Origin of the sequence: Pseudomonas sp. MS646 (assembly GCF_036693845.1) — a bacterium.
In the GTDB taxonomy this organism is placed as follows: Bacteria; Pseudomonadota; Gammaproteobacteria; order Pseudomonadales; family Pseudomonadaceae; genus Aquipseudomonas; species Aquipseudomonas chlororaphis_E.
Window position 1 is genome coordinate 2,713,266 of sequence record NZ_CP144763.1, and the last position, 26,665, is coordinate 2,739,930.

Below are 26,665 nucleotides of genomic sequence, written 5' to 3' on the forward strand. Positions count from 1 at the left end.
TCCATCATCGTCCCGTTCCCCACAAAAACAATGATCGGGAGGCACCCTTGAACAACGTACCGGACTCCACGTCGGCGAGCACCCTGGCGCTCGCGGCGGCCAAGGTCAAACGTCACGTACTGCCGCTGGTGGTGGTGATGTTCATCGTCAACTACATCGACCGGGTCAACATCGGCTTCGTGCGCAGCCACCTGGAAACCGACCTGGGCATCGGCGCAGCGGCCTATGGCCTGGGCGCCGGGCTGTTCTTCGTCGGCTACGCGCTGTTCGAAGTCCCGTCCAACATGCTGCTGCAGCGCTACGGCGCGCGGGCCTGGCTGACCCGCATCATGTTCACCTGGGGCGCGGCGGCGATGGCGATGGCCTTCGTGCGCGGCGAGACCAGCTTTTACGTGTTGCGCTTTATCCTCGGCGCGGCGGAGGCGGGGTTCTTCCCCGGCATCATCTATTACTTCACCCAATGGTTGCCGGCCAACGAGCGCGGCAAAGCGATGGCGATCTTCCTCAGTGGCTCGGCCATCGCCTCGGTGATTTCCGGGCCGGTGTCGGGTGCGCTGCTGCACGTCAGCGGGCTGGGCCTGCACGGCTGGCAGTGGATGTTCCTGATCGAAGGTTTCGCCTCCATTGTGTTGTGCGGGTTCGTCTGGTTCTGGCTGCAATCGCACCCAAGCCAGGCCAAATGGCTGACCGCTGAAGAGAAAGCCGTACTGACCGCCGCCATTGCCGAGGAACAACGGGCCCGGGAAGCGAGCCAGGTGATCAAACCGTCGGTGTTCAAACTGTTGGCCGACCGGCAGATCCTGCTGTTCTGCTTCATCTACTTCTCCATTGCCCTGACCATCTACGGCGCCACGTTCTGGTTGCCGAGCATGATCAAGAAGATGGGCAGCCTGGGGGACTTCCAGGTCGGCTTGCTCAATTCCATCCCGTGGATCATCTCCATCGTCGCGATGTACGGCTTCGCCGCCCTGGCCGGGCGCTGGAAGTTCCAGCAGGCCTGGGTCGCGGTCACGCTGGTGATTGCCGCGTTCGGCATGTTCATGTCCACCACGGGCGGGCCGGTCTTCGCCTTCGTCGCGATCTGTTTTGCCGCGATCGGTTTCAAGGCCGCCTCGGCGCTGTTCTGGCCGATTCCCCAGGGCTATCTGGACGCTCGCATCGCGGCCGCGGTGATCGCGCTGATCAACTCCATCGGCAACCTGGGCGGCTTCGTCGCGCCCACGGCCTTCGGTTTCCTGGAACAGACCACCGGTTCCATCGAAGGCGGCCTGTATGGCCTGGCGATCACTTCGCTGATCGCCGCCGTGGTGATCTTTTTCGCCCGCACTTCACCGGGGCGCGACACACCCAACTCATTGTCCGGTCGGCCCGAACCCATCGCCGACGCCGATCAGCCGGAAAAACGTCAAGCCTTGAACCCAGGCCCATCGGGAGCCGCTGTATGAAGATCAAACGCGTCACGGTCACACCCATTGCTTTTCGCGATCCACCGTTGCTCAACGCCAGCGGCATCCATGAGCCGTTCGCGCTGCGCTCGATCATCGAGATTGAAAGCGACAACGGTTACATCGGCCTGGGCGAGAGCTACGGCGATGCGCCCGCCCTGGCGATCCAGATGCAACTCCAGGACCTGTTGATCGGCCTCGACCCGTTCAACCTCAACCGCTTGCGGGCCATTGTCGAGGCGACCGTCGCCGCGCAACGGCCGGCCAGTGTCGCCGGTGCCGAACTGGCGCCGGGCTCCCATGCGAGCAAAGCGGTCAGCAATGCTTACTCGGCCTTTGAAGTGGCCTGCCTGGACCTCCAGGCCCATTACCTGAACGTGCCGCTGGTGGATCTTCTCGGCGGTGCGATCCGTGATGAAGTCCCGTTCAGCGCGTACCTGTTTTTCAAGTACGCCGAGCACATCGATTCGCCCTACCCGCCAGACAGCTGGGGCGAGGCCTTGAATGAGCAGCAGATCGTCGCCCAGGCCCGGCGCATGATCCAGGCGTATGGTTTCAAGAGCATCAAGCTCAAGGCCGGCGCCCTGGAGCCTGAGCACGAAGTCGCCTGCATCAAGGCGCTGAAGCAGGCGTTTCCCGGCTACCCGCTGCGCATCGACCCGAACGCCAACTGGTCGCTGGAGACCTCCATTCGCATGGCCGAGTTGCTCGGCGATGACCTGCAGTATTACGAAGACCCGACGCCGGGGCTGGAGGGCATGTCCGAACTGCACAAACGCACCGGCCTGCCGTTGGCGACCAACATGGTGGTCACCGATTTCGACGAGTTCCGACGCAGCGTGGCGCTGGACAGCGTGCAGATTGTGCTCGCGGATCACCATTACTGGGGTGGCCTGCGGGATACCCAGGCACTGGCGAAAATGTGCAGCACCTTCGGCCTGGGTGTGTCGATGCATTCCAATTCGCACCTGGGCATCAGCCTCATGGCCATGGCCCACGTCGCGGCAGCGGTGCCGAACCTGGACTACGCCTGCGACACGCATTACCCCTGGCAGGAACCGGATGAAGAAGTGATCAAGGGCGGCAAGCTGCCGATCGTCGACGGTTGCGTGAAGATCACCCGGGCTCCGGGCCTCGGGCTGGAGCTGGACCGCGATCAACTGGGCAAGCTGCATGATCAGTTCCTCAGTTGCGGCATCCGCCAGCGTGATGACGTGCGGCAGATGCAGCGCTACCGGCCGGACTGGAAGACCGTCAAGCCGAGGTTCTGAGTCCAAGAAGGCGGCCTGCTGCGCAGGCCAACGGGAGCAAGCCTGCTCACCACAACAGCCATGTCACACCCACCTGTGGGAGCGGGCTTGCTCGCGAAGGGGCCGTTACATCCAATATCGCTATTGACTGGCACACCGCATTCGCGAGCAAGCCCGCTCCCACAGGTGGTCAGGGTTGGGCCTGAAGTATTGCACCTGCGGGCATCGCAGTCTTACACCCAAACTGCCGCTTCAAACCCGCGCCACCAAAGCACTCGTCAATTGCCTCCAAGGCAGCGTATGGCGCCGCCCACAGCCTTTCGATAATCGCCTCCGACATCCCGTCCCACGTCGCGGAGCGCGCCATGCACAACAATAAAAATACCCGCCACCGTTTTTTGCCTGCGGTCATCGCCAGTCTTTCGACATTCGGCCTGGCGCCCTGGGCCCAAGCCGAAATCATGCTGTACGACAAAGACCAGACCACCTTTTCCACTGACGGCTACATCAACGCCTTCTACGTCAACAGCGACGTGGACCGGGCAGGGGAGCAGTATGATCGGCGCCAGGCGCGGGTGAAGATGGGGTTCTTGCCCAACTACCTGGGCTTCAACATGGGCAAGCAGGTCGATGACCTCAAACTGGGCGCTCGCGCGTCGTTCTGGGTGACCATCAACGACAGCGAGACCAACGGCACCGATACCGCCATCGACGTGCGGCAGTTCTACGGCACCGTCGCCAACCCGGAGTGGGGCGAGGTGCTGATCGGCAAGGACTTCGGCCTGTTTGCCCGCTCCAACATCCTGCTGGACGAACTGCTGGCCGGTTATGGCCAGGTCAGCGATACGCTGGGGCTGGTGGACGGCGGCGGGGTCTCGTTCGGCAATATCGGCAGCGGTTACCCGTATCCGTTCCCGACTTCGCAGATCACCTACCGCACGCCGGTGATGGAGGGGCTGCGGGTGGCGGTGGGGATCATGGACCCGGTAGACACCAACGACAACAGCGCCACCGGCAAGGCCTACCAGGAAAACCCGCGCACCGAGAGCGAGATCACCTACCAGTTCGACCTGGGCGGGGCGAAGATCTACAGCTGGCTCAACGGCAGCTACCAGACGTCGGACAATACCGATTCCAACGTCGAGTCGGTGACCTCCAAGGGCCTGGGCTACGGCGTGCAGGCCAAGATGGGGGGCTTGTCGCTGACTGGCTCGGGGTTCCAGGCCAAGGGCATCAACCCGTTCTTCACCAACAATGCCGGCGAAGCCACGTTGCGCAATGTCGACAGCAAGGGCTACCTGTTGCAGGGCTCGTACAAGCTGGGCAAGAACCGCCTGGCGTTGTCCTACGGCAAGACCGATGACGACGGCAACGGGGTGGTGGGCAGCGGCGCCGATTATGAAACCCGTGGCATTGCGCTGTTCCATGACGTCAACGACAACCTCAAACTCGTGGCCGAGTACAACCAGTTCGAAATCAACGGCCACGACACCAGTGCCCAGAATGAAGACACCGATACGTTTGCGGTGGGGGCGGTGCTCACCTGGTAAGGGTGATCCTCTTCAGCTGAGGTGTGTGAGGTCGGTTTTGGGACTGCTGCGCAGCCCAGCGGGAGCAAGCTCCCTCGCCACAAAAGCAGCGTTCGACTGCATTTTTGAATACGGATGCAATCCTGTGGCGAGGGAGCTTGCTCCCGCCGGGGCGCGAAGCGGCCCTGAGCCTGATTGATATTGGGGGCTGCGCATCAGCCCCCCTTTTTTCAGTGAGACGTCCCCTCGGCAAACTCGATCTTGTTCCCCACGTTGTACTTGCCTGAAGGCTTGTTCATGGGCAGGCGCTTGATCTCCTGGAGGGTGTTGCTGTCGTAGACGATCAGCGCCCCATCGGTGGCCCAGATGCTCAGCAGCAGGTAGCGTCCGTCGCGGGTGAATTCGACGTGGGCGGCGGTCTTGCCGGGCACGGGGCGCAGGGTGTGGGCGATTTCCAGGGTCTGTTTGTCGATCAGGTGGATGGCATCGTTGTCGGGGCCGAAGAACACATCGGTCCAGGCGTAGCGCGAATTGGCGTGGCTGCGCAGGAAGAAGCCCGGCCCCAGGGTCGGGATCTGCTTGATGACTTTCCAGGTGTCGAGGTCGATCACCGAAATCAGCCCTTTGCTGATGTTCGGCGTTGCGAGTACCCAGTGGCCGTCACGCCGCCAATAGGTGCCCGAGCCCAGGTGCGGCATGCCCGGCAGGGCGATGTCGGTGATCACCCGGCCATTGTCGAGGTCAATCACCTGGCCGCCCTGGGCCTTGCGCGAGGTGGCGAGCAACTGCCGGTAATCCGGCGAGAAGGAAAAGTCATCCAGGTAATCCTCGGCGTCGATGCGCCTCGGCACGAAATCCGGGTTCGGACCGGTGGGCAGTTCCCAGACCTCCTTCACATCCTTCAAGGCGACGATGAAGCTGTTGCGGGGCGGGGCGGTGTACACCGCGCTCACCCGTGACGCCTGTCCGTCGCGGCCCACGGTGGCGATGGTCTTGACCAGCGACAGGTCCCGGGCGTCCAGCACCGCCAGGCTGCCGGGCAGGTAGTTGCCCACCAGCACCCAACGCCCGTCCTTGCTCACCGCCAGGTTGCGGGTATTGAGGCCGGCCCGCACTTCGGCGATCAACTTGAGGTTGTGCAGGTCGTACAGGCTGATCCAGCCGTCCCGGGAGGCGAGGTAGACGAAGCGCCCGTCGGGAGAAAATTTCGGCCCACCGTGTACCGCGAAGTGCGAAGCGAAGCGGGCCAGCACCTCGAAACGGTCACCGTCGACGACATCGACGTGATGGTCACCCGCTTCCACCACCACGAACAGGTTCAGCGGGTCGGCCTTGTGCTGGGGGGTGGTCGGCAGGCTGGCGAGGTCTTCGAGCACCCGATGGCTGCGGCGAATGTCATCCTCGTCCCAGCGCGGCTCGACCGCGGGGGGACGCTGGAGGTACTGCACCAGGCCCTCGATCTGCGCGGCGTCGAGCACGCCGCCGAACGCCGCCATCTGGCTGGCCGGACGCCCCTGTGTGATGACCTCGCGGATTTCGTCAGGCTTGATCCGGCTCAGGCTCTGGGGCAACAGCGCCGGTCCGGCGCCACCGATGCGGTTTACACCGTGGCACTGCTGGCAGTGCTGTTGGTAGTTACGTTCGGCCTGGTCCAGGTCGGGTGCCGTGGCGACGGCGCCCTGGGCCGCGCCGATCCACAGCCAGGGCAACCACCACCAGCGCTTCACAGCGCCACCTTCGCGGCAGCGGTCCTGGCCTGTGCCACGGGGTGAAGGTGCGCCGGATGGTGCAGCGGCTGATGGGCGAACAAGTCGACCACCTTGCCGATCACGGTCAGGGTCGGCAGGCCTTCGGCGCAGGCCTGGGCCATGCTCGGCAGTTGCTCGACGGTGCCGCGCAGCACTTGCTGGTCGGGGCGCGTGCCATTGCAGATCAATGCCGCCGGGGTCCGGGCGGCGAGGCCGGCCTCGATCAGCCGCGTGGCGATGGTGCCCAGGTTCGACAGGCCCATGTAGAACACCAGGGTCTGGCTGTCATCCGCCAGGCTTTGCCAGGGCAGGTCCAGGTCGCCTTCGCGTTGCAGGTGGCCGGTGATGAACCGGCAGGAATTGACGAAATCCCGGTGGGTCAGGGGGATGCCGGCGTAGGCCGTGCAACCGGCCGCGGCGGTGATGCCGGGCACCACCTGGCAATCGATGCCCCGGGCCAGCAGGTATTCCAGTTCTTCGGCGCCACGGCCGAAGATGAACGGGTCGCCGCCCTTGAGCCGGACCACGCGTTGGCCCTGATCGGCCAGGTCGGCCAGCAGTTCGTTGATCTGCGCCTGGGGCAGGCTGTGGCAGCCGGCGGCCTTGCCCACGTAGTGCCGGGCGCAGGTCAGGGGAATCAGGCCCAGCAGTTGCGGGCTGATCAGCCGGTCATAGACCACGGCATCGGCCTGCATCAACAGGCTCCAGGCACGCAACGTGAGCAGGCCCGGGTCACCGGGGCCGGCACCGACCAGGGCGACTTCCCCCGGTCTGAATGGCGATTGCAGGACAACGGGTAGAACGATGGGGGCAGGCATGGGACTTCCTTGGTTCGGTAGCATGTTCGCCGTTGGCTCAGCGAGCGACAGGCAGGGCAACGCTGGGAATGGCGTGCAGGCCGATTTCGTCGTCACTGAGGTGGCAACCGGGGTCCTGGCCCCACAGGTCGCCGTCGGCCCAGGCGCGGGTGCGGGTATTGCCGTTGCAGATGGCCAGCCAGCGGCATTGCCCACAGCGGCCGCCTACGGCCCGAGGATGTTCACGCAGCTTGTGCAGCAATGCGTCGGGGCGGTCGAGCCAGAGCGTCTTGAACGGGGTCTGGCGGACATTGCCCACCGAGTGCTGCCACCAGTAGGTGTCGGGGTGGACCTCGCCAGTGTTGTCGATATTGGCAATGCCGCTGCCCGACGCGTTGCCGCCCCAGGCCCGCAGCATCTGCTCCAGCGCGGCGTAGTGCTGGGGCAACCGGCGGCCGACCCATTGCAGCAGCAGGATGGCATCGGCGTCGTTGTTGCCGCTGACGAAGTCGCTGTCGCGCCCCTGCTCGATGTCGCGCCAGGCTCGCTCGAAGATCAGGGTCATGGCCTCGCGGCTCATCTGTTGGTGGGCGTCGAGTTTGCGGCTGCGCTTGCCCCGGCCGCTGTAGTTGAGGTGCGACAGGTAGAATTTCTGCACGTCGTATTCGTTCATCAGGTCCAGCAACCGGGGCAACTGGGCGTGGTTCTGCTGGGTGAGGGTGGTGCGCAGGCCGACCCGGATCCCTTGCTCGCGGCACAGCCGGATGGCCGCCATGGAACGGGCGAAACTGCCCTTGAGCTGGCGGAAGGCATCGTGGGTGGCCTCCAGGCCATCGATGCTGATGCCGACGTAGTCGAACTGCGCCGCGCCGATCTGCTGGATGTTGTCGGCGTCGATCAGCGTGCCGTTGCTGGACAGGGCGAGAAAGAAACCCTTGGCGCTGGCGTAGGCGCAGAGCTGGAACAGATCATCGCGCAGCAACGGTTCGCCGCCCGAAAGGATCAGCACACGCACGCCGGCGTCATGCAGGTCGTCGATGACCTGAAGCGCCGCCGGGGTGTCCAGCTCATCGCGAAACACACTGTCGGCGGACGTGGCGTAGCAGTGCTTGCAGGTCAGGTTGCAGCGCCTGAGCAGGTTCCAGATCACCACGGGCGGCCTCAGGCTGCCCGGTGGCGCGGTGCGCGGGGCCGGGCAATGGCCGGCCAGGGCGCGCAGGTAGTGGCTGATCCTCAACATAAAGCGCTCCTTGAGTCGACGCGGGCTCAGCGTGTGCCGGGCGACAGGCGCAGGCCGGTTTTTTTCAGGATCCGGCTGCTCACCAGCATGTCATCGGCGCGGCAGGCGTCCCCCAGCAGGTAGCGCAGGTGATCGCGGTAGCTGTCGATTTCCTCGCGGCTGCGGCCGTGGACCATGGCGAACAGGTTGTAGCGCCAGCCAGGCCGGCGCGGGCGCCGATAGCAGTGGCTGACGAAGGGCTGGGCGCCCAGCAGCGCACCGAGGCGCGGCATGTCGGCGTCGGCCACGTCCCAGACCGTCATGCCGTTGTGGCGGTAGCCCAGGCGGTAGTGATTGGGCACGGCGGCAATACGCCGGATCGCGCCTTCGGCCTGCAAGCGCTTTAGCAGGTCGAGGGTCGACTCCACGCTCAGGCCCAGCTGCTCGGCCAGCCAGCTCCACGGGTCTTCGAGCAATGGCAGGCCTTCCTGGGTCAGCTCCACCAGGCGCAGCGCCAGGGAGGTTTCAGCCTGGTCAGGTGGTGCGTCCAGGTGCGACTCAGAGGGGGAAATACAGGCCGACATGGTAGGTCTCCTCTTTGGGCAGGTTCAGCGGCACCAGGCCGGTCAGGCGCTCGATCCGCAGCAGGCTGTCGTGGATCGCCTGTTCACTGGGGCAGGCCAGCACGAACCACATGTTCCAGCTGTGTTCGCGCCGGTAGTTGTGGGCCACCTCGGGCATGTCCGCGAGCAGCTCGGCGATGGCGTCGAAGCGGGCTTCGGGCACCGCCAGCGCTGCCAGGGTGAAGGCGCCGCCCAGGCGATCGATGTCGAACATCGGGCCGAAGCGCGTGAGAACGCCGTCGTTGAGCAGTTCGTGCAAGCGGTCGAGCAGTTCGGTTGCGCTGCTGCCCAGTTCGCAGGCCAGTACCTGCCAGGGATGGCGCACCAGCGGCAGGCCCAGTTGCAGGCGGTTGATCAGGCGTCGATCCAGGTCATCCATCGATCCGGGCTCCCACGGGTGGAGCGAAGCGCCCACCGCATTGTTTGAACAGGTGCGTGCTGAACAGCAGTTGATGAGGCAGGTCGTCCAGCAGATGTTCGGCCAGCAGCGCCTGGACCTGGGCCTCGACACGGTCACGCTGGCGCCCGTGGATCATGCAGAACAGGTTGTACTGCCATTGGGGCAGGCGCCGCGGGCGTTGGTAGCACAGGCTGATGCCTGCGGCCTGGCCCAGGCGCCGACCGACCTCGTCGACCAGGGCGTCCGGCACGTCCAGCACCAGCATGGCATTGGCGGTGAACCCCAGGGCGCGGTGATTGACCACCAGCCCGACGCGCCGGAACAGCCCCTGTTCGTGCCAATGCTGCACCTGGTCGAGCACCTGCTGCTCGCTGGCCTCGATCTGTTCGGCCAGGGCCTGGAACGGACGCGGTGTCAGCGGCAGTCCGGTTTCCAGCGCCCGGCGCAGCGCCAGCGACTGTTGCTCACTCAAGGGGTTTTGCATGGGAGGTCTCCAGGGCAAAGCCCAGGTCGATGCGGTAGGCGGTCAGCATGGGCAGGTCCAGGGGCGTCAGGCCGGTGTCGTGCTCCAGCTCCTGGAGAATGGTGTCCAGGTGGGCGCGGTTCGGACCGGTCAGCACGAACCACAGGTTGTAGCGGTGTTCGCGTGCGTAGTTGTGATTGACTTCCGGGTACTGGCTGATACGCGATGCGACCTGGTGCAGGCGGTCTTCGGGCACCGCCAGGGCGGCGAGGGTGCTGGCTCCGGCGCGGGTGTGTTCGAACACCGGGCCGATCCGCGACAACGCGCCGGCCTGGTGCAGTGACTGCAAGCAATCGAGCACTTGGGCCTGGGTGCAGCCCAAGACCTCGGCCATGGCCCGGTAAGGTTCGGCGCACAACGGCAGGCCATGCTGGAAGCGATCGATCAGGCGCCGGGCCAAGGGGTTCGCAGTCATGCTCAATACCCCGGTTTGTGCGCGCGGCTGCTGAAGAAAATGCCGCTGGGGCTCAGGGCGGGCAGGCGGCCCAGGCGTTCAAGCCGATAGGGGTCCCAGACCTGCACGTCGCCACCGTCCCGGGCCGACAGCCACAGTTGGTCACCCCGGGCGGTGAACTCCATGTGCAGCACCGCAGGGCCTGGTCGCAGGTCCGCGACAATGGCGTGGGTCTGGGTGTCGATGACCTGGACGCGGTCGTTGTCCGGGTAGGCGAAGTTGACCCACAGCTGCCGGCCGTCCGGACGCGCAGTGACGAACACCGGTTGTCCGCCCACCGCGATGGCGTCGGTCTGTCGCCAGTCGCGGGCATCCATCACCAGCACCTGGTGATGGCCGACGGCGGGCACGAAGGCTTGCTGGTCGGCGATGGCCCAGCCTTCCAGGTGAGGCATCTTGTACACCGGCAGCCGGGCCTGGCCGCGTCCGTAGTGCCCCAGTACGCGTTTTACGCCGCGCTCCGGATGCCACAGGTCGAGTTGGGCCATGCCGTCTTCGCCGAACAACCCGGCCATGTAGTAGCGCCCGTCCGGGGAGATCAGTGCGTCGTAGGGTTGCTGGCCGATGCCGGTGAAACGCTCGGTGCGCGGGTTGAGGCCCTGGCTGAAGTCGGCCGTCCAGATTTCGCCGGTGTCGAACAGGCTGAACACGAAGCGCTGCCCCGGCGCATCCACCAAGCCGACCACGCGCGAGCGCTTGTCCCCGCCAGGCAATGGTGTGGCAGGAATGTCGGCGACCTGGTCCAGGGTGGCGGCATCGAACACCTTGACACCGCCAGGCTCGTAGTTGGAGACGGCGATCAGCTTGCCGTCCTGGCTGATCGCGCCGCCGATGCTGTTGCCGCCCTGGACGATGCGTCGCTCGATGCGCGCGGTCAGCAGGTCGACCTTGCTCAAGCCGCCGTCCCGCCCGAACACGTAGGCATAGCGTTGGTCGCGGGAGAACACCACCGAGGCGTGGGACAGGTCGCCCAGGCCTTCGACGCGGGCGAGGGCGGTGCGGGTATCGCTTTCGATGATTTGCAGGCTGCCCGTGGCGCGTTCGACCACCACGCCCAGGTCGCCGGTGGCGCGAAGCGGTGCCTGGGTGCAGGCACAGAGCAGCAGGGCGAGGGCCGATGAAGTCAGCAATGAACGGATCATGAGGCAGGTTTTCCTTGAAGAAGCCGGTCCACCAGCCAGCGGATGTCGTCGGGGCCGAGCAGGGGTGCCCAGCCAGGCATGGCGCTGCCGGGGCGACCCAGGGTGACGGTGGCAATGAGGCTGTCGCGGGACTTTCCGGCCAGCGCGGCGTGGGTCAGCGGTGGACCGAGGCCGCCGGTCAGGTACAGGCCGTGGCAGGCGCCACAGTCCTGGTCCAGCAGGTGTTGCAGTTGGGCTTGGCGCTGCGGGTCGGGAGTGGCCAGCGCGCCGGCCGAAAAACTGAGGAACAGGGCGGTCATCAGGGTTGTTGAGCTGTGTCGTTCCATGACGCCTCCTGGTCAAATGCTAAGTGATCCCTGTGGCGAGGGGATTTATCCCCGCTGGGCTGCACAGCAGCCCCAAGACCTGATACCGCGGTGTGTCAGGCTGACGGGGTTGCTTTCTGGGGGGCTGCTTCGCAGCCCAGCGGGGATAAATCCCCTCGCCACAGAGGTTTCTCTCACTGAGGGTTATTTGAGGGTCAAGACCCACGCAGCCAGGGTCTTGGCTTCTTCTTCAGTCACCGGGTTGGCCGGCATCGGCATGGGTCCCCAGTTGCCTTGCGTACCTTCCTTGATGTGCTTGGCAAGCACGTCCTGGGCCCCGGGCACGTTGGCGTTCTTCGCCGCGACGTCCTTGAGGGCCGGGCCCACTACCTTGGTGTCGATGGAGTGACAGGCCGCGCAGGGCTTGCTCTTGAACAGCGTCGGACCGTCTTCGGCCAGGGCCGGTTGCAGGCTGGCGGCCGCTGTCAGGGCCAGTGCGATCAGAATAGGCTTCATGGTTTTTCCTCTTATTGATGGAGCTCAATAGATGTCGTGTTGGGTGTTGTAGACGTTGAATTTGCCGGTGGGCGTGATCAGGCGCTTGTCCTTGATCACGTTCTTGACCTTGAGGGTCTTGTCGTCGATCACCACCAGGGCCGACTCGTCGTCCTGGCCGCTCCAGACCGAGAACCAGACCTCATCGCCGGCCTTGTTGTATTCCGGTTGCACCACGCGCAGGGCGCCTTTCTTGATGCCGGCGTATTCGGCAATCGGCAGCACGGTGTAGCCGGCATCGAGCTTGTCGATGTTGAACACGGCCACCGACTGGCTGAGCTTGGCGTCGGGGCTCAAGGTGGTGTCGACGTACAGGTGCCGGGACTCGGGGTGGGTCTTGATGAACAGCGAACCGCCGCCCTGGCCTTGCAGCGAACCGACCTGTTTCCAGGCGTATTGCGGGTGATTGACCGGGTCGGTGCCGATCAGCGAGACGCCGGCATCGCCCAGGTGACTGGTGGCCCACACCGGCCCATAGAGTGGGTGGTTGAAGTTGGCGCCGCGTCCCGGGTGCGGGGTCTTGCCGACGTCCACCAGGGCGGTGAGCTTGCGCTCCTTGGAGTCGATCACCGCGACCTTGTTGGAGTTGTTGGCGGCCGTCATGAAGTAGCGATGGCTGCTGTCCCAACCGCCGTCATGAAGGAACGGCGCAGCGTCGATGCTGGTGATGGTGAGGTTCTTGATGTCCTGGTAATTGACCAGCATCACCTTGCCGGTTTCCTTGACGTTGACGATGAACTCCGGCCATTCGTGAGAGGCGATGATGGCCGCCACGCGTGGTTCGGGGTGGTACTGCTGGGTGTCGACGGTCATGCCGCGGGTCGAGACGATCTGCTTCGGCTCCAGGGTCTCGCCGTCCATGATGGTGAACTGCGGCGGCCAGTAGGAACCGGCGATGGTGTACTTGTCTTCGTAGCCCTTGAACTTGGAGGTTTCCACCGAACGGGCTTCGATGCCCACTTTGATTTCCGCGACCTTGGTCGGCTCTTTCGGCCACAGGTCGATCATGTCGATCTTGGCGTCCCGGCCGATCACCAGCAGGTAACGCCCGGACGCCGAGATACGCGAGATGTGCACCGCATAACCGGTGTCGATCAGCTTGACGATCTTCTTGCTGTCGCCGTCCACCAGGGCGATCTTGCCATCGTCACGCAGGGTCACCGAGAACAGGTTCTGCAGGTTGAGGGTATTGAGTTGCCGGGTCGGGCGGTCTTCAGGCTTGACCAGCACTTTCCAGGTCTTGAGGGTCTCGGCCATGCCCCATTCCGGTGGTGTCGGCGGGGTGTGCTGGATGAACTTGGCCATCGTCGTGATCTGTTCTTTGGTCAGCGCATTGGAGGTACCCCAGTTCGGCATGCCGGCGGCCGAGCCGTAGGTGATCAGCGCCTCCAGGTAGGCCTGGCCACGGGCCTGGGTGATGTCCGGTGTCAGGGGCTTGCCGGTGGCGCCTTTGCGCAGCACGCCGTGGCAGCCGGCGCAGCGCTGGAAGTAGATTTCCTTGGCCGCGTCGAAGTCGGCCTGGCTCATGTCCGGCGCCCCTTCGGTCTTGACCAGGCGCGGCTGGTCCGGCGCGGGGTCGTTGGCAAAGGCGTGGGCGGCGACCAGGGCCGTACATAACGCCCCGACCCTCAAGACCCACGATTTTTTGTGGCTGATCAGCATTCCATTTCTCCTCAGGCATGACCTGCATGGTGTGCCGTAACAGGCGTTCGGCGCGCAGGTTCTGGGTGCCCTGCAAGGCTATGCCCAGGCCGGTGGTTGATCGCTTGACGGCGATCAAGTTTGCCCGCCGCAGCCCTTGCCAGGTTGTCGCAGGGCCCCGTAGCGTGGGCGGCAATCGAGTTGCCTGATCAGGTCCAGTCATGAACGCCATCCACTCTTTGCAACAGCCGGACGAACCTTTCTACCAACCCCAGGACAACGAGCAGGCGCTGTTCGAGCAGGCCTGGCAGCACCGTATGCCGGTGTTGATCAAAGGGCCTACCGGTTGTGGCAAGACCCGCTTCGTCCAGCACATGGCCCATCGCTTGAAACTGCCGCTGTACACGGTGGCCTGCCACGACGACCTGAGCGCCGCCGACCTGGTGGGCCGTCACCTGATCGGCGCCCAGGGCACGTGGTGGCAGGACGGTCCCCTGACCCGCGCCGTGCGCGAAGGCGGCATCTGCTACCTCGACGAGGTGGTCGAAGCGCGGCAGGACACGGCGGTGGTGCTGCACCCGCTGGCCGATGATCGTCGGCAGTTGTACCTGGAACGCACCGGGGAAGTGCTCCAGGCGCCGCCAGCGTTCATGCTGGTGGTGTCGTACAACCCCGGTTACCAGAACCTGCTCAAAGGCATGAAGCCCAGCACCCGCCAGCGTTTCGTGGCGATGCGCTTTGGTTATCCGGCGGTCGCCGATGAAGAACGCATCGTCGCTCGCGAGGCCGGCGTGCAGTTGCCGCTGGCGGCCCAGGTGGTGCGCTTGGGGCAGGCGCTGCGCCGACTCGACCAGCACGACCTGGAGGAGGTGGCTTCCACGCGCCTGCTGATTTTTGCCGCGCGCATGATCGGTGCCGGGATGGACCCGCGCCAGGCCTGCCTGGCTTGCCTGGCCGAGCCCTTGAGCGACGACCCGCAGACGGTTGCCGCGCTGATGGAAGTGGTCGATGTCCACTTCGGCTGAAACCCCGGCCACGCCCCGGCGTTTGCCGGGGGACCTGGCGATGTGGTTTTTCATCCTTGCCGAACTGTCGGTGTTCGCGCTGCTGATCCTGGCGTTCACCGTCGCCCAGGCGCTGGCCCCACAGACGTTCAGCGAAGGCCGTCATCTGCTGGATCGCTCCACGGGCCTGGCGATGACCCTCAGCCTGCTCACCGCCGGACTGTTCGCCGCGCTGGCCCAGGAGCAGGTCAGGCAAGACCGGCCGCGTCGCGCCGCACGGTTATTGTGTGTGGCGTTGCTGCTCGCCTGCGGCTATGTGGGGATCAAGCTCACGGAGTACGCCCACCTGTTGGCGAACGGCCTGGGGATGGAGCACAACACATTCTTCACGTTGTACTGGATCCTCACCGCGTTTCATTTTCTCCATGTGTTGCTGGGCATGGTGATCCTCGCCTGGCTGGCCGAGGGGTGTCGGCGGCGTCGCTATCGGGCGCCGCGCAACAGTGGGCTGGAATCCGGCGTGCTGTATTGGCACATGGTCGATCTGGTCTGGGTGCTGCTGTTCCCGGTTGTCTACATCCTTGATTGAGCGGAGGTGCGCATGTCGGCTTCCCGTGTCCTGATCGCCTGCTGGCTGACGCTGGCCGTGTTGAGCGCCGGCACCGTTGCCCTGGGCCAGATCGCGGCTACCGGGCTTGTATCCATCGCCATCCTGGTGGTCGCGGTGACCAAGGCCTGGCTGATCGCCGACGGCTTCATGGAGCTGCGCCACGCGCCGCGATTGTGGCGGCGGCTGGTGTTGAGCTGGGCTGCGTTGCTGGCGGTTGTGATCGGGATGGTCATCTCGTTCACGATCTGAACTTGCACAAAATACCCTGTGGCGAGGGGATTTATCCCCGTTGGGTTGCGAAGCAACCCCAAAGCATTCGACTCAAATTTTTCTGATACACCGAGTTGTCTGGTTTTAGGGCTGCTTCACAGCCCAGCGGGGATAAATCCCCTCGCCACAAAAGCTTGCCTGTCTTTCGGACTGTGCCGGAACAACCCACCAAAACCATCGGAGATTCTTGATCGCCATCAAGCGGTTTCGAAGGGCTCGCTTCCTAGAATGAACACGCCAAGCAATGAGGAAGTGACCATGTCAGATACCTTCACCAAAGGCATGGCCAGGAATATTTACTTCGGGGGAAGCGTGTTCTTTTTCCTGATATTCCTGGCCCTGACCTACCACACGGAACAGACCTTTCCAGAACGCAGCAACCAGGCGCAGTTGACCGAATCGGTGATTCGCGGCAAGGGCGTCTGGGAGCGCAACAACTGCATCGGCTGCCATACGCTGCTGGGCGAGGGCGCGTACTTCGCGCCGGAGCTGGGCAATGTGGTCAACCGCCGCGGCGGCGATGAGGCGTTCAAGCCGTTCCTGCACGCGTGGATGAAAATGCAGCCGCTGGGCGTGCCCGGTCGCCGGGCCATGCCGCAATTCAACTTGAGCGAACAGGAGGTCGACGACATCGCCGAGTTCCTCAAGTGGAGTTCGAAAATCAACACCAATGGCTGGCCGCCAAACAAGGAGGGCTGAGAGATGAGCATGGCTAATCCGCATCTGAAATTCGCCTCGCAGGCCGTTGCCAAACCCTATTTCGTGTTTGCCCTGATGCTGTTCCTGGGGCAGGTCCTGTTTGGTTTGATCATGGGCTTGCAATACGTGGTCGGCGACTTCCTGTTCCCGCTGATCCCCTTCAACGTGGCCCGCATGGTCCACACCAACCTGCTGATCGTCTGGCTGCTGTTCGGCTTCATGGGCGCGGCGTACTACCTGATACCGGAGGAGGCCGACCGCGAACTGCACAGCCCGAAACTGGCGCTGGTGCTGTTCTGGGTGTTTGCCGCCGCCGGGGTGATGACGATCCTGGGCTACCTGTCGGTGCCGTATGCGACCCTGGCGAAGATCACTGGCAATGACCTGTTGCCGACCATGGGCCGTGAGTTCCTCGAACAACCCACCATCACCAAGATGGGCATTGTGGTGGTTTGCCTGGGGTTCCTCTACAACATCGGCATGACCTTGCTCAAGGGCCGCAAGACCACCGTCAGCATGGTCATGATGACGGGCTTGATCGGCCTTGCGGTGTTCTTCCTGTTCTCCTTCTACAACCCGGAAAACCTCGCCCGCGACAAATACTATTGGTGGTGGGTGGTGCATCTCTGGGTCGAAGGCGTCTGGGAACTGATCATGGGGTCGATGCTCGCCTTCGTGTTGATCAAGATCACCGGCGTGGACCGCGAAGTGGTGGAGAAATGGCTCTACGTGATCATCGCCATGGCGTTGATCACCGGCATCATCGGCACCGGCCACCATTTCTTCTGGATCGGCGCGCCGCAGGTCTGGTTGTGGGTCGGTTCGATCTTCTCGGCGATGGAACCGCTGCCGTTCCTGGCCATGGTGATCTTCGCCTTCAGCATGGTGCGCAACCGTCGTCGTCATCACCCCAATCGTGCCGCCACGCTGTGGGCCAAGGGCACCACGGTCACCGCGTTCTTCGGTGCCGGCGTCTGGGGCTTCCTGCACACCCTGGCGCCCGTGAACTTCTACACCCACGGTTCGCAACTGACCGCGGCACACGGCCACCTGGCTTTCTACGGGGCCTACGCGATGATCGTGATGACCTTGATCAGCTACGCCATGCCACGCTTGCGCGGGTTGGGGGAAGCGGCCGACGAGCGTTCGCAGAAATTGGAAATCTGGGGCTTCTGGCTGATGACCCTGTCGATGGTGATGATCACCTTGTTCCTCACCGCCGCAGGTGTCGTGCAAGTGTGGTTGCAACGCTGGGCGGTGGACGGCAGTGCCTTGCCCTTCATGGCGACGATGGACCACCTGCGGCCGTTGTTCTGGGCGCGTCTGATCAGTGGCGTCGGTTTCCTGCTGGGGCTGCTGTGCTACCTGCTCAGCTTCCGTCAGCGTGGTCGTGCCGCCCTGCGTGCACCGGCCGCCGTGGTGCCGTCATGAGTCGCCACAACGACTAAGCCGAACGCATGTGTGGTGAGGGAATAACCCCCCCTCGCCACAATGGATTCGGCTTGAAAGGAGGACAATCATGGCCTTTACCCTTGAGCTGGAAGAATGGGTCGGCAGTGTCTGGCACCGGTTCATCACCCGCCGCGCCAGTGTCGATTTTCCCGAGGCACAGGTGGCGTTGATGCCTCGGCAACGCGCGCTACATGTGCTGCTTCGCGCCACGGGCGGGGCTCGTCACCTGGGGGTGCAAGCCGTCAGTGAACGTGACCTGCTGCTGCGACGCAGCCTGCTGCAACAGATTGCCGGTACCTGCAAGCAGGTGCCTTTGGCCTGGTGCGATGGCGACAATCTACGGTTGCCGGCCAGCCTGGCGACCTTTCCCGACGCCGCACTGAATGAAGAGCTGTACCGCTGGCTTGCGCTGCTGGCGGCCCAGGTGGGAGAGATGCGGCATTGGGGGCGAGACAATCAGCGCTGGACCCAGGCCGTGCTGCGGCGCTACCCGGCCATGGCCGTGCGGTACCGGCGGCTGGTGGACGCACACCTGTCCCTGCGGCCTGACCCTGCCACGCTCAACAGTGCCGAGGCCGCCCTGGAGCGCGCGGTCTGCCAGGCGTTGCGCGACCCCGGCAGTGTCGAGCATTTTCCGCGCAGTGAGCGGGCGGTCTGGCCGTTGCCGCTGTGGCTGTACCCACCCCAGTCGCTGGCCGATCCCCAGGCGGCCAATCTCGAAGAGTCCGAACAGTACCTGGCGACCCCACCCGGGGAGCAGCAGGGCGGTCGCAAGCGTGCCGAACGAATCGACGACAGCAGCCGCGACGGCGGGCTGTTGATCGTTCGCCTGGAAAACCTGTTCAGCTGGACCGAACACGTGGACCTGGATCGCTGGGCGGATGTCCGCGAAGACCCGGACGCTGCCCGCGTGGCCGAAGACCTGGACCACCTGACCTTGTCGCGCACCCGGGTGCGCAAGGGCGGTGGCCTGAAACTGCACCTGGACCTGCCGCCCGCCGATGTGGATGACCTTCCCCTCGGTGAAGGCATCCTGTTGCCGGAATGGGATTACCGCAAACAGCACCTGCAAGCCGATTTCGTCAGCGTGCAGACCTTTGTGCCCCGCGACTGCGAGGCTCAGCCGTTACCGGCACGCCTGCGGCCTTCAGCCCAGCGACTGCGGCGCCAGTTCGAACACCTGCGCAACGACCGGCAATGGCTGCGCCAGCAGACCCAGGGTTCGGAGCTGGACCTGCAGGCCTGGCTGGATTTTCATGTCGAGCGCCAGCATGGCCAGTGCAGCGAGCGCGGCCTGTTCCTGGAACAGCGCCAGACCCGCCGCGACCTGGCCTGCCTGCTGCTGGCCGACCTGTCGATGTCCACCGACGCTCACCTCAACGACGAGCACCGGGTGATCGAGGTGATTCGCGACAGCCTGTTGCTGTTCGGTGAAACCCTTGCGGTGCTGGGGGACGACTTTGCCTTGTACGGGTTTTCCTCGCTGCGCCGCCAGCAAGTGCGCCTGCATGAGCTCAAGGCGTTCGGCCAGCGCTACGACGACCAGACCCGTGGCCGGATCCTGGGGCTCAAGCCCGGTTACTACACGCGCATGGGCGCGGCGATCCGCCAGGCCACCCAGCGGCTGGCGGGCTGCAAGCGGCGGCGCAGATTGTTGTTGCTGCTCAGCGATGGCAAGCCTAATGACCTGGACCTCTACGAGGGACGCTACGGCGTGGAAGATACCCGCCAGGCCGTGCTGGAGGCACGGCGCCAGGGGCTGACGCCGTTCTGCATCACCATCGATCGTGAAGCGGGGGATTACCTGCCGTACATGTTCGGCGCCAACGGCTACACCCTGATTCGCCAGCCCGAGCAGTTGCCCCTGCGCCTGCCGCAGTTGTACCGGCAATTGACGCAGGATTGAGGGTCAGACGATGTCGCGGGGCAGCCAGAAAAACATGACGGTGCAAAACACCGTCAAGCCGACGCAAAACCAGGTGAAGCGCCGCAGCCGGCGTTCGTCGGCCAACGCGGCCTCGGCCGGCAGGGGCATGCCGCACTGGCGACATTCGGTTTCTGGCGCGGGGTTGGCCTGCTGGCAATACAGGCAGGTGATGTGCGGGCTCATTCGAACTGCTCCAGGCGCAGGCGATCAAGAATGGCGATCTGGCGACCGTCCTGGGTAATGATCTTTTCATCGATCAGGCGCCGGATGATCCGCGAGAAGGTTTCCGGCTGGATCGACAGGTGCCCGGCAATCAATTGCTTGGCCATCGGCAGTTCGAACTGGCTGTCGACGGTTTGCAGGCGCACCAGTTGCGTCAGCAGGTAGCGCACCACGCGGTGGGTGGCGTTTTTCAGCGACAGCGTTTCAATCTCGTTGACCCGCTGGTGCAGGCGTACGCAGAGCTTGGCCAGCAGGGCGAACGTCAATCGGCCATTGCTCTGCAACAGCCGCATGTAAGTGGCGTTGGACAGGCGATACAGCTGGGTCGGCCCGACAGCCTCGGCCGATGCGACGTAGTTGGGAGTGTCCATCAGCATCATGGCTTCGGCGAAGGTCTGCCGCTCACCGATCACCTCGAAGACCTTTTCCTGGCCGTCCGGGGTCAGCCGATAGATTTTCACCGCCCCGGAAATCACGAAATAGAACGCCTGGGCCGGTTCGCCCTGGCGGAACAGCGGGTCGCCCTTGTCGATGTTCAGCAGTTGGCTGGAGCTCATCAGTTCGTCGAGCTGCTCTTCGTTCAGAGGCTCGAACAGGTGGTGGCTGCGCAGAATCTGGTGATGGACACGGTGGAGCACCATGGCGTGGATCCTTGTAATGAGAAAGAAATGCTTGGGTTTCAGACCAGGCTCAGGCACACGCCACTCGCAAGCGCCAGGACGCAGGAAAGCAGGACGAACCAGGTGAGCGAGAGGGCGACAGGTTTCATGGGCGGTTTCCGGCAAGAGGTCTATGCCGTCCCTGAGCAAGAGCCGGGCCATGCTTGCAGGCCTTGTCCGTGGGCGGTTGACGGCGAGCAGGGTAAAAATGACCCTCTCACAAAAGGGTAAAAATCACCGTCATCAGGTAAAAATCACCCTAATCTCCTATGAGAGCGCGCTTGCTCGCGAAGGCGGTGTGCCAGGTAAGTCGATGCACTCGCAGGACCGCCTTCGCGAGCAGGCTCGCTCCCACAGCGGTGGGCGGGGTTTTCTCAAGGTGAACGGCCGCTTCCGGCAAGGCCCTTGCAAGTGCCGTTGCGAGACCGGCGATCGCCAGTGAGCGGGCTTGATCTGAGACAAGTCCCGTCAGCGGCGATCACCGATCATTCGAACCCTGTTTGTCGACCCTTGCCAGCGGGCAGTCCGTGGGTGAGGTAAGGAGTGAGGTATGCAAGTGCTCGACCGTCGCAAGGCCATGGCCATCCTGCCGGTATGGCGCCTGGCGTTCCGGCCGTTTTTCCTGGCCGGGTGTGTGCTGGCGCTGCTGGCGGTGCCCTTGTGGCTGGCCGCCTTCAGTGGGCGCCTGGCGGGCTGGCAGCCGGCTGGCGGCTGGTTGGCCTGGCACCGTCATGAGCTTCTGTTCGGTTTCGGCCTGGCGATCATTGCCGGCTTCCTGCTGACGGCGGTCCAGACCTGGACGGGCACCCCGGGGCTCAGTGGCAAGCGCTTGGCGGCGCTGGCGCTGGTCTGGCTGGGGGCGCGACTGGCCTGGCTGGCCGATGCCCCCTGGCCGGTGCTGGCGCTGCTGGAACTGGGTTTCGCCCTGGCCGTGGCGGCCTGGATGGGCGTCACCTTGTGGCGCGTGCGGCAAAAGCGTAACTACCCGATCGTGCTGGTGTTGCTGCTGTTGGCCGCTGCCGATGGGCTGTCCGTGTACGGCCTGGTCCGGCACGACGAGGGGTTGCAACGCCAAAGCGTGCTCACCGGCCTGTGGCTGGTGGCGGCCATGATGGGCCTGATCGGCGGGCGGGTGATTCCATTTTTCACCCAACGTGGCCTCGGCCGGGTCGAAGGCGTCGCCCCCTGGCCGTGGCTCGATCGCCTGTTGCTGGGCGGATCGGCCCTGGTGGCGTTGCTGTACGCCTTCGGACCGGCGTTGTCGGCCAACGGCGCGGTCGGCCTGTTATTCGGTGCGTTAGCGCTGGGCCATGGGATCCGGCTGGTGCGCTGGCATGATCGTGATCTGTGGCGTGTGCCGTTGCTGTGGTCGTTACACCTGGCCTACGCCTGGTTGGCGCTGGCCTGCCTGGGCATGGCGCTGTGGCACTTCGGCGCGCCGGTGACGCCGAGCCTGGCCGTGCACAGCCTGACCATCGGTGCCATGGCCGGGTTGATTCTGGCGATGATTGCCCGGGTCAGCCTGGGCCACACCGGGCGTGCCCTTGAACCGCCCAAAGGGATGACGCTGGCGTTCGTGCTGCTGAACCTGGCGTGCCTGAGTCGCGTGTTGCTGGTGCTGGTCTTGCCCTTCGCCGCGCTGTGGGTGGCCGGGTTGTGCTGGGCCCTGGCGTTCGGGCTCTACGCTTGGCGCTACGGTCCGATGTTGTTGCAGGCCCGGGTGGATGGACACCCGGGATGAGTCCCTTGGGCGGAGTGAATCGATGATGTATGGGGTCTTGCTGGTCACGCACCTGTTGGCGGCCATCGCGTTCATAGGCACTGTGTTTTTCGAAGTCTGCATCTGGCACGCCGCGCGCCGGCCGTTGGCCGAGACGGCCAGGGCCGCCGCCGACCAGGCGATCGCCCAGCGTTCACGGCACGTGCTGCACGGTGTGGTGCTGCTGCTCTACGGCGCCGGCATTGGCCTGGCCTGGCAGCATCGCGGGGCGTTGAGTCATCCGCTGGACAGCAGCTTCGGCTTGCTGCTGAGCCTGAAGATCCTGCTGGCAACGAGCATCATCGGGCATTACCTGTTGCTGGCGTTCTGGCTTACGCGGGGCCGATTGAGCCCGGCCCGTGCCTGCTGGCTGCGGCGCAGCATCCTGGGGCACATGCTACTGATCGTGCTGTTGGCCAAGGGGATGTTCTATTGGCAGTTTTGAGCCCCCAGCCTTGGGAGTGATTGCAGGATAGGAGCGCACCAATGGTCTTTGTGGGAGCGAGCTTGCTCGCGATAGCGGTGTGTCAGTCGAGATCAGCATTAACTGACCCAACGCCATCGCGAGCAAGCTCGCTCCCACAAGGGGTATGTGTTGTTTGAGGTTAGTGAGCAGGCTTCATCGCGTTGACGAACAGCACGTTGTTCTCCAGGTGGATGTGTTGCATCAGGTCGTCGCGAAACTCCACCAGCCCGCGGTACAGGGCGCGCCAGGTGTTGCAGGCGTCGGAGGGCGGGGTGATCTGGTCGGTCAGGGTGAGCATGGTTTCCAAAGCTTCACCGTGCTGGTCGTGTTCGTAGCGCAGTACCTGGATCGGCGCCGAGGCGCGTTCGCCCAGGCCGTGTTGCAGCATTGGGAACAGCACCTGTTCTTCCTTGAGCATGTGGCCTTCGAGTTCCTGGTACATGTCCTCCAGGTGGTCGGCCAGGCCATTGGGGCAACTGGCGCGGTTGCCGTGCACCAGTTCCACGCGACGGGCCAGGCGGATCAGTTCCGGCAGTTGTTCGCGATGGCGGGCGTGGTAGCGTTCCAGGATATGGGTGATCAGCAGCGCCTGGGGTTCGTCGCGCCAGTCGTGGCCCAGTTCGCCGGCAGCTTGCAGCGTCTTGAGGGCGTCGGCGATCAGCAGCGGGTTCAGGCCCTTGCCCAGCGCCGCCTCGCGCAAGGATTTTTGCCCGCCGCAACAGAAGTCGAGGTTGTAGTGATGAAAGGTACGCGTGGCACCGGGAATGTCGCAGGCCAGTTGGCCCAGGCTTTGTTCCAGCAGGTCGAGGCTCATCATGTTTCCTTGGGTTGAATCCCGGAGCGGGACAGATGAGCAGACTTAGCAGGCCGCATGCCAACTGTAATGCATTGAAAATCAACCATAATTTTTTGGCCAGGGTCAATCTGACCCTGGCGGTACGGGGTTAATCGGACCCTGGAGGGTAATCACTACCATGCTGCGTGAAAGCCTGGCCGCCGACTTGATCGTCGAGCTGCCCAATGCCGTGCGGTTGCAGCGTCTGGTGCAGACCCTGCGCGAATACTTCAATTGCGGCGCCGTGGGCCTGCTGCGCCTGGACGATGACAGCCTGCGGCCCGTGGCGACCGTGGGCCTGGTCCATGAAGCGCTGGGCCGGCGTTTCGTGATTGCCCAGCACCCACGCCTGGCGGCGATCATGGCCTCGCGCGAACCGACCTGGTTCGAGCCGGACAGCCGCCTGCCGGACCCCTATGACGGCCTGCTCGACCCCCACGTCGGTGAACCGCTGCCGGTGCATGACTGCATGGGCGTGAGCCTGTACGTGGAAGGCCGGCTGTGGGGCGCGATCACCCTCGATGCGCTGCACGCCGGGACCTTCGACAGCCGCGCCCATGAAGAGCTCAAACGCTGCACGTTGCAGATCGAGGCGGCGGTGCGGGTCACCCGCCTGGAGCAGGAGAATCGCAGCCTGCGGGCATCGCGCAGTGACCCGGCGGACCTGCGGCTGCCGGCGGAAGAGGGCGAGATCCTGGGACGCAGCGAAGGCTTGCAGCAATTGCTCAACGAGCTGGATGTCCTGGCCGACTCGGAACTGCCGGTGCTGTTGCTGGGGGAAACCGGCGTGGGCAAGGAGTTGTTCGCCCGGCGCCTGCATCGCCTGTCCCGGCGCGGCCATAAGCCGCTGGTCCAGGTCAACTGCGCGGCGCTGCCGGAGTCCCTGGCCGAAAGCGAGTTGTTCGGGCACGTCAAAGGCGCGTTTTCCGGGGCGACGACCGACCGGGCCGGGCGTTTCGATGCGGCCAATGGCGGCACGCTGTTTCTCGATGAAGTGGGCGAATTGCCGTTGAGCGTGCAGGCCAAGCTGCTGCGCACCTTGCAGAACGGCGAGATCCAGCGACTGGGCGCGGACAAGCCGCTGCACGTCGATGTGCGAATCATCGCCGCCACCAACCGGCACCTGCCCGACAGCATTCGCGACGGGCTGTTTCGTGCCGACCTGTATCACCGGCTCTCGGTCTATCCGGTGCCGATCCCACCCCTGCGCGAGCGTGGGCATGACGTGTTGATGCTGGCCGGGCATTTCCTCGAACTGAACCGCACCCGCCTGGGCTTGCGCGGGTTGCGCTTGTCACCGGCCGCCGAGCAGGCCTTGCTGGCCTACAGCTGGCCGGGCAACGTGCGGGAACTGGAGCACGTGATCAGCCGCGCCGCGTTGAAGCAACTGAGCCATGGCGCCAGTCGAAGCCTGATCATGACCCTGGAACCCCAGGTGCTCGACCTCGACGTCAACGCCAGTGCCGGCGGTGCGCAGGCCTTGCTCGAACAGCCCCATGAATCCGCCGATGCGCCGCTTCCACCGTTGGGCGAGGCCGTCGATGCCTGCCAGCGCCAGGCGATTCTCAAGGCCCTGGACCGTTGCGGCCAGAACTGGGCCGGCGCAGCGCGGCTGCTGGAGGTCGACCCGAGCAACCTGCATAAGCTGGCGCGGCGGCTGGGGCTCAAGTAGGGCTTGGCGAGCAGGGTTTTGTGAGCGCCGGTCCAATGTGGGAGCGAGCTTGCTCGCGAAGTGGCCATCCTGAGCAGCACGAGAACCGGCATTGACAATAATCAAGGCCCGCCCATGCAGGGGACTCCACACTGGCCCAAACCACAGTGGAGATCCCCCCATGCCCCTTTCCCTGGCAAACATGCGCCGCCAGTACACCCGCGATGGCCTCGACGAGGCCCGGGCCCCGGACGATCCGCTGGTGCTGTTCGGCCTGTGGATGCAACAGGCCCGCGACACTGAACGTGCGCCGGTGGAGGCCAACAGCATGGTCCTGGCGACCGTGGACGCACAGGGTCGGCCCCATTGCCGGGTGCTGTTGCTCAAGGGCTTCGACGAAACGGGCTTCACCTTCTTCGGCCACTACGACAGCGCCAAGGGTCGCGACCTGGCGCTCAATCCCTGTGCCGCCATGACGTTCTTCTGGCCGGGCCTGGAGCGCCAGGTGCGTATCGAAGGGCCGGTCCAGCGGCTCGATCCGGCGGTGTCGGATGCCTATTTCCAGTCTCGGCCGTTGGCCAGCCGGCTCGGCGCGTGGGCGTCGCCGCAGAGCCGGGCGCTGGCCAATCGCGCCGACCTCGACGCCCGGCTGGCGGACACCCAACGGCGTTTCGCCGAACAACCGGTGCCGCGTCCCGAACAGTGGGGCGGCTACTGCTTGCGCCCCGAGCGGCTGGAGTTCTGGCAGGGGCGCGCCGATCGCCTGCATGATCGCCTCGACTACCGCTGCCAAGAGGACGGGTGGCAGCGCAGCCGCCTGGCCCCTTGACCGCCGAGGGAGGTACCTCCAAGGAGGAATAGGCCCGGTCACGATTGCGGTTCAGGCTGGGCCATCTTTTTCTGACAGGACGGCTCGCCATGGCCCATCTGACGCAACGCCAATTTCAACCGTTGAACATCGCGGTACTCACCATCAGCGATACCCGCAGTTTCGAGACCGACACCTCTGGCCAGACCCTGGCTGATCTGCTGCAAACCGCCGGGCATGTGCTCATCGACCGCGGGTTGGTGAAGGATGATATCTACCAGATCCGCGCCAAGGTCTCGCAGTGGATCGCCGACCCCAGCGTGCAAGTGGTGCTGATGACCGGCGGCACCGGCTTCACCGCGCGCGACAACACGCCTCAAGCCGTCGCGCCATTGCTGGACAAGCACGTCGACGGCTTCGGTGAGTTGTTCCGCCAGGTCTCGCTGGCGGAGATCGGCATGTCTAGCCTGCAATCGCGCGCGCTGGCGGGCATGAGCAACGGCGTGCTGGTGTGCTGCCTGCCGGGTTCGCCAGGCGCCTGCCGTACCGGTTGGGAGCAGATCCTGGCCGGGCAACTGGACAGCCGCACCGGGCCGTGCAATTTCACTGTGCACCTCAAGCCGCAGGACGGCGTCGCTCCGGTGGCGTGCGAGACGCGCTCGTGAGCGCCCT

28 protein-coding genes are annotated in these 26,665 nt (G+C 64.6%); 14 read left to right on the forward strand and 14 right to left on the reverse strand.

Going from position 1 to position 26,665, the window contains the following annotated elements; all coding sequences use genetic code 11:
• The first annotated feature begins 47 nt into the window (after positions 1-47).
• The 3 genes from V3H56_RS11975 (at position 48) to V3H56_RS11985 (ending at position 4,245) form a co-directional block, all read left to right on the forward strand.
• The gene (locus V3H56_RS11975; RefSeq protein WP_047737983.1) at positions 48-1,445 is read left to right on the forward strand and encodes an MFS transporter; all 1,398 of its coding nucleotides are present in this window, start codon (positions 48-50) and stop codon (positions 1,443-1,445) included.
• On the forward strand, positions 1,442-2,716 hold the full coding sequence (locus V3H56_RS11980; protein WP_047737985.1) for a glucarate dehydratase family protein: 1,275 nt from the start codon (positions 1,442-1,444) through the stop codon (positions 2,714-2,716). Before V3H56_RS11975 ends, V3H56_RS11980 begins: the two co-directional genes overlap by 4 nt.
• A gap of 344 nt (positions 2,717-3,060) precedes the next feature.
• Positions 3,061-4,245: a porin gene (locus V3H56_RS11985; RefSeq protein ID WP_047737987.1), complete on the forward strand. Its 1,185-nt coding sequence runs from the start codon at positions 3,061-3,063 to the stop codon at positions 4,243-4,245.
• Between the two features lie 209 nt (positions 4,246-4,454).
• On the opposite strand, the gene V3H56_RS11990 is transcribed toward V3H56_RS11985, so the two are convergent.
• From V3H56_RS11990 to nirS, 11 genes are all read right to left on the reverse strand, one after another.
• Complete coding sequence (locus V3H56_RS11990; RefSeq protein ID WP_338474683.1) at positions 4,455-5,951, reverse strand: cytochrome D1 domain-containing protein; 1,497 nt, start codon at positions 5,949-5,951, stop codon at positions 4,455-4,457.
• Positions 5,948-6,790 (reverse strand): uroporphyrinogen-III C-methyltransferase, encoded by an 843-nt coding sequence (cobA, locus tag V3H56_RS11995; RefSeq protein WP_042731723.1) that lies wholly within the window; start codon positions 6,788-6,790, stop codon positions 5,948-5,950. Before cobA ends, V3H56_RS11990 begins: the two co-directional genes overlap by 4 nt.
• Positions 6,791-6,827: 37 nt before the next feature.
• On the reverse strand, positions 6,828-8,009 hold the full coding sequence (gene nirJ / locus V3H56_RS12000; protein ID WP_042731722.1) for a heme d1 biosynthesis radical SAM protein NirJ: 1,182 nt from the start codon (positions 8,007-8,009) through the stop codon (positions 6,828-6,830).
• Positions 8,010-8,035: 26 nt separating this feature from the next.
• Complete coding sequence (locus tag V3H56_RS12005) at positions 8,036-8,572, reverse strand: Lrp/AsnC family transcriptional regulator (RefSeq protein ID WP_047737996.1); 537 nt, start codon at positions 8,570-8,572, stop codon at positions 8,036-8,038.
• Entirely contained in the window at positions 8,547-8,990 is a 444-nt protein-coding gene (locus V3H56_RS12010; RefSeq protein ID WP_042732837.1) for an AsnC family transcriptional regulator, read from the reverse strand. The genes V3H56_RS12005 and V3H56_RS12010 overlap by 26 nt, the downstream gene beginning before the upstream one ends.
• Positions 8,983-9,495, reverse strand: coding sequence for an Lrp/AsnC family transcriptional regulator (locus V3H56_RS12015; protein WP_042732838.1), 513 nt, complete (start codon positions 9,493-9,495; stop codon positions 8,983-8,985). The genes V3H56_RS12010 and V3H56_RS12015 overlap by 8 nt, the downstream gene beginning before the upstream one ends.
• On the reverse strand, positions 9,476-9,949 hold the full coding sequence (locus V3H56_RS12020; RefSeq protein WP_042732839.1) for an Lrp/AsnC family transcriptional regulator: 474 nt from the start codon (positions 9,947-9,949) through the stop codon (positions 9,476-9,478). The genes V3H56_RS12015 and V3H56_RS12020 overlap by 20 nt, the downstream gene beginning before the upstream one ends.
• 2 nt (positions 9,950-9,951) lie before the next feature.
• Positions 9,952-11,130 carry a cytochrome D1 domain-containing protein gene (locus V3H56_RS12025; protein WP_047737998.1) on the reverse strand — a complete coding sequence of 393 codons (1,179 nt, stop codon included), beginning with the start codon at positions 11,128-11,130 and terminating at the stop codon, positions 9,952-9,954.
• Positions 11,127-11,456: a cytochrome c gene (locus V3H56_RS12030; protein ID WP_042732841.1), complete on the reverse strand. Its 330-nt coding sequence runs from the start codon at positions 11,454-11,456 to the stop codon at positions 11,127-11,129. Before V3H56_RS12030 ends, V3H56_RS12025 begins: the two co-directional genes overlap by 4 nt.
• 183 nt (positions 11,457-11,639) lie before the next feature.
• Entirely contained in the window at positions 11,640-11,951 is a 312-nt protein-coding gene (locus V3H56_RS12035; protein ID WP_042732948.1) for a c-type cytochrome, read from the reverse strand.
• A gap of 24 nt (positions 11,952-11,975) precedes the next feature.
• Positions 11,976-13,517 carry a nitrite reductase gene (nirS, locus tag V3H56_RS12040; protein ID WP_338474782.1) on the reverse strand — a complete coding sequence of 514 codons (1,542 nt, stop codon included), beginning with the start codon at positions 13,515-13,517 and terminating at the stop codon, positions 11,976-11,978.
• A 335-nt stretch (positions 13,518-13,852) separates the two neighbouring features.
• Here nirS and V3H56_RS12045 point away from each other — a divergent pair, with 335 nt between their 5' ends.
• The 6 genes from V3H56_RS12045 to V3H56_RS12070 all read left to right on the forward strand — a co-directional run bounded on the left by V3H56_RS12045 (position 13,853) and on the right by V3H56_RS12070 (position 19,572).
• The gene (locus V3H56_RS12045) at positions 13,853-14,656 is read left to right on the forward strand and encodes an AAA family ATPase (protein ID WP_212803729.1); all 804 of its coding nucleotides are present in this window, start codon (positions 13,853-13,855) and stop codon (positions 14,654-14,656) included.
• Positions 14,640-15,224, forward strand: a complete 585-nt coding sequence (locus tag V3H56_RS12050) for a cytochrome c oxidase subunit 3 (protein ID WP_338474684.1) — start codon at positions 14,640-14,642, stop codon at positions 15,222-15,224. The genes V3H56_RS12045 and V3H56_RS12050 overlap by 17 nt, the downstream gene beginning before the upstream one ends.
• A gap of 12 nt (positions 15,225-15,236) precedes the next feature.
• Positions 15,237-15,494 (forward strand): cytochrome C oxidase subunit IV family protein, encoded by a 258-nt coding sequence (locus tag V3H56_RS12055; RefSeq protein WP_047738003.1) that lies wholly within the window; start codon positions 15,237-15,239, stop codon positions 15,492-15,494.
• Between the two features lie 279 nt (positions 15,495-15,773).
• Positions 15,774-16,214 (forward strand): cytochrome c, encoded by a 441-nt coding sequence (locus V3H56_RS12060; RefSeq protein WP_042732967.1) that lies wholly within the window; start codon positions 15,774-15,776, stop codon positions 16,212-16,214.
• Between the two features lie 3 nt (positions 16,215-16,217).
• Positions 16,218-17,645 carry a cbb3-type cytochrome c oxidase subunit I gene (locus V3H56_RS12065; RefSeq protein WP_047738005.1) on the forward strand — a complete coding sequence of 476 codons (1,428 nt, stop codon included), beginning with the start codon at positions 16,218-16,220 and terminating at the stop codon, positions 17,643-17,645.
• A gap of 88 nt (positions 17,646-17,733) precedes the next feature.
• Positions 17,734-19,572, forward strand: a complete 1,839-nt coding sequence (locus tag V3H56_RS12070) for a nitric oxide reductase activation protein NorD (protein WP_338474685.1) — start codon at positions 17,734-17,736, stop codon at positions 19,570-19,572.
• Positions 19,573-19,575: 3 nt separating this feature from the next.
• On the opposite strand, the gene V3H56_RS12075 is transcribed toward V3H56_RS12070, so the two are convergent.
• Positions 19,576-19,776 carry a protein DnrP gene (locus V3H56_RS12075; protein ID WP_338474686.1) on the reverse strand — a complete coding sequence of 67 codons (201 nt, stop codon included), beginning with the start codon at positions 19,774-19,776 and terminating at the stop codon, positions 19,576-19,578.
• Positions 19,773-20,456 (reverse strand): Crp/Fnr family transcriptional regulator, encoded by a 684-nt coding sequence (locus V3H56_RS12080; RefSeq protein ID WP_042729963.1) that lies wholly within the window; start codon positions 20,454-20,456, stop codon positions 19,773-19,775. Before V3H56_RS12080 ends, V3H56_RS12075 begins: the two co-directional genes overlap by 4 nt.
• Before the next feature lie 568 nt (positions 20,457-21,024).
• Between V3H56_RS12080 and V3H56_RS12085 the strand changes: the two genes are divergently transcribed.
• Both V3H56_RS12085 and V3H56_RS12090 read left to right on the forward strand, forming a co-directional pair.
• Complete coding sequence (locus V3H56_RS12085; protein WP_053144841.1) at positions 21,025-22,215, forward strand: NnrS family protein; 1,191 nt, start codon at positions 21,025-21,027, stop codon at positions 22,213-22,215.
• A 22-nt stretch (positions 22,216-22,237) separates the two neighbouring features.
• Positions 22,238-22,678, forward strand: coding sequence for a membrane protein (locus tag V3H56_RS12090; protein ID WP_047738012.1), 441 nt, complete (start codon positions 22,238-22,240; stop codon positions 22,676-22,678).
• A gap of 160 nt (positions 22,679-22,838) precedes the next feature.
• Here the strand turns inward: V3H56_RS12090 and ytfE are convergent, their stop codons facing one another.
• Positions 22,839-23,513, reverse strand: a complete 675-nt coding sequence (gene ytfE / locus V3H56_RS12095; RefSeq protein ID WP_042729959.1) for an iron-sulfur cluster repair protein YtfE — start codon at positions 23,511-23,513, stop codon at positions 22,839-22,841.
• Positions 23,514-23,673: 160 nt separating this feature from the next.
• Here ytfE and norR point away from each other — a divergent pair, with 160 nt between their 5' ends.
• From norR to moaB, 3 genes are all read left to right on the forward strand, one after another.
• Positions 23,674-25,206 (forward strand): nitric oxide reductase transcriptional regulator NorR, encoded by a 1,533-nt coding sequence (gene norR, locus V3H56_RS12100; protein WP_053144837.1) that lies wholly within the window; start codon positions 23,674-23,676, stop codon positions 25,204-25,206.
• 160 nt (positions 25,207-25,366) lie between these two features.
• Positions 25,367-26,014, forward strand: coding sequence for a pyridoxamine 5'-phosphate oxidase (pdxH, locus tag V3H56_RS12105; RefSeq protein WP_338474687.1), 648 nt, complete (start codon positions 25,367-25,369; stop codon positions 26,012-26,014).
• Positions 26,015-26,103: 89 nt separating this feature from the next.
• Positions 26,104-26,658 (forward strand): molybdenum cofactor biosynthesis protein B, encoded by a 555-nt coding sequence (gene moaB / locus V3H56_RS12110; RefSeq protein ID WP_042729956.1) that lies wholly within the window; start codon positions 26,104-26,106, stop codon positions 26,656-26,658.
• Positions 26,659-26,665 lie beyond the last annotated feature (7 nt).

Bases quoted from the DNA above. Each gene is read 5' to 3' on its own strand.
- nirS (WP_338474782.1), bottom strand. From the start codon at position 13,517: ATGAGCCAGGCCGACTTCGACGCGGCCAAGGAAATCTACTTCCAGCGC.
- V3H56_RS12085 (WP_053144841.1), top strand. From the start codon at position 21,025: ATGCAAGTGCTCGACCGTCGCAAGGCCATGGCCATCCTGCCGGTATGG.
- V3H56_RS12045 (WP_212803729.1), top strand. From the start codon at position 13,853: ATGAACGCCATCCACTCTTTGCAACAGCCGGACGAACCTTTCTACCAA.
- V3H56_RS12005 (WP_047737996.1), bottom strand. From the start codon at position 8,572: ATGTCGGCCTGTATTTCCCCCTCTGAGTCGCACCTGGACGCACCACCT.
- V3H56_RS12090 (WP_047738012.1), top strand. From the start codon at position 22,238: ATGATGTATGGGGTCTTGCTGGTCACGCACCTGTTGGCGGCCATCGCG.
- V3H56_RS12035 (WP_042732948.1), bottom strand. From the start codon at position 11,951: ATGAAGCCTATTCTGATCGCACTGGCCCTGACAGCGGCCGCCAGCCTG.
- moaB (WP_042729956.1), top strand. From the start codon at position 26,104: ATGGCCCATCTGACGCAACGCCAATTTCAACCGTTGAACATCGCGGTA.
- ytfE (WP_042729959.1), bottom strand. From the start codon at position 23,513: ATGAGCCTCGACCTGCTGGAACAAAGCCTGGGCCAACTGGCCTGCGAC.
- V3H56_RS11985 (WP_047737987.1), top strand. From the start codon at position 3,061: ATGCACAACAATAAAAATACCCGCCACCGTTTTTTGCCTGCGGTCATC.
- pdxH (WP_338474687.1), top strand. From the start codon at position 25,367: ATGCCCCTTTCCCTGGCAAACATGCGCCGCCAGTACACCCGCGATGGC.
- V3H56_RS12080 (WP_042729963.1), bottom strand. From the start codon at position 20,456: ATGGTGCTCCACCGTGTCCATCACCAGATTCTGCGCAGCCACCACCTG.
- V3H56_RS12060 (WP_042732967.1), top strand. From the start codon at position 15,774: ATGTCAGATACCTTCACCAAAGGCATGGCCAGGAATATTTACTTCGGG.
- V3H56_RS12065 (WP_047738005.1), top strand. From the start codon at position 16,218: ATGAGCATGGCTAATCCGCATCTGAAATTCGCCTCGCAGGCCGTTGCC.
- V3H56_RS12050 (WP_338474684.1), top strand. From the start codon at position 14,640: ATGTCCACTTCGGCTGAAACCCCGGCCACGCCCCGGCGTTTGCCGGGG.
- V3H56_RS12075 (WP_338474686.1), bottom strand. From the start codon at position 19,776: ATGAGCCCGCACATCACCTGCCTGTATTGCCAGCAGGCCAACCCCGCG.
- norR (WP_053144837.1), top strand. From the start codon at position 23,674: ATGCTGCGTGAAAGCCTGGCCGCCGACTTGATCGTCGAGCTGCCCAAT.
- nirJ (WP_042731722.1), bottom strand. From the start codon at position 8,009: ATGTTGAGGATCAGCCACTACCTGCGCGCCCTGGCCGGCCATTGCCCG.
- V3H56_RS12025 (WP_047737998.1), bottom strand. From the start codon at position 11,130: ATGATCCGTTCATTGCTGACTTCATCGGCCCTCGCCCTGCTGCTCTGT.
- V3H56_RS12070 (WP_338474685.1), top strand. From the start codon at position 17,734: ATGGCCTTTACCCTTGAGCTGGAAGAATGGGTCGGCAGTGTCTGGCAC.
- V3H56_RS12010 (WP_042732837.1), bottom strand. From the start codon at position 8,990: ATGGATGACCTGGATCGACGCCTGATCAACCGCCTGCAACTGGGCCTG.
- V3H56_RS12020 (WP_042732839.1), bottom strand. From the start codon at position 9,949: ATGACTGCGAACCCCTTGGCCCGGCGCCTGATCGATCGCTTCCAGCAT.
- V3H56_RS12055 (WP_047738003.1), top strand. From the start codon at position 15,237: ATGTCGGCTTCCCGTGTCCTGATCGCCTGCTGGCTGACGCTGGCCGTG.
- V3H56_RS12015 (WP_042732838.1), bottom strand. From the start codon at position 9,495: ATGCAAAACCCCTTGAGTGAGCAACAGTCGCTGGCGCTGCGCCGGGCG.
- V3H56_RS11980 (WP_047737985.1), top strand. From the start codon at position 1,442: ATGAAGATCAAACGCGTCACGGTCACACCCATTGCTTTTCGCGATCCA.
- V3H56_RS12030 (WP_042732841.1), bottom strand. From the start codon at position 11,456: ATGGAACGACACAGCTCAACAACCCTGATGACCGCCCTGTTCCTCAGT.
- cobA (WP_042731723.1), bottom strand. From the start codon at position 6,790: ATGCCTGCCCCCATCGTTCTACCCGTTGTCCTGCAATCGCCATTCAGA.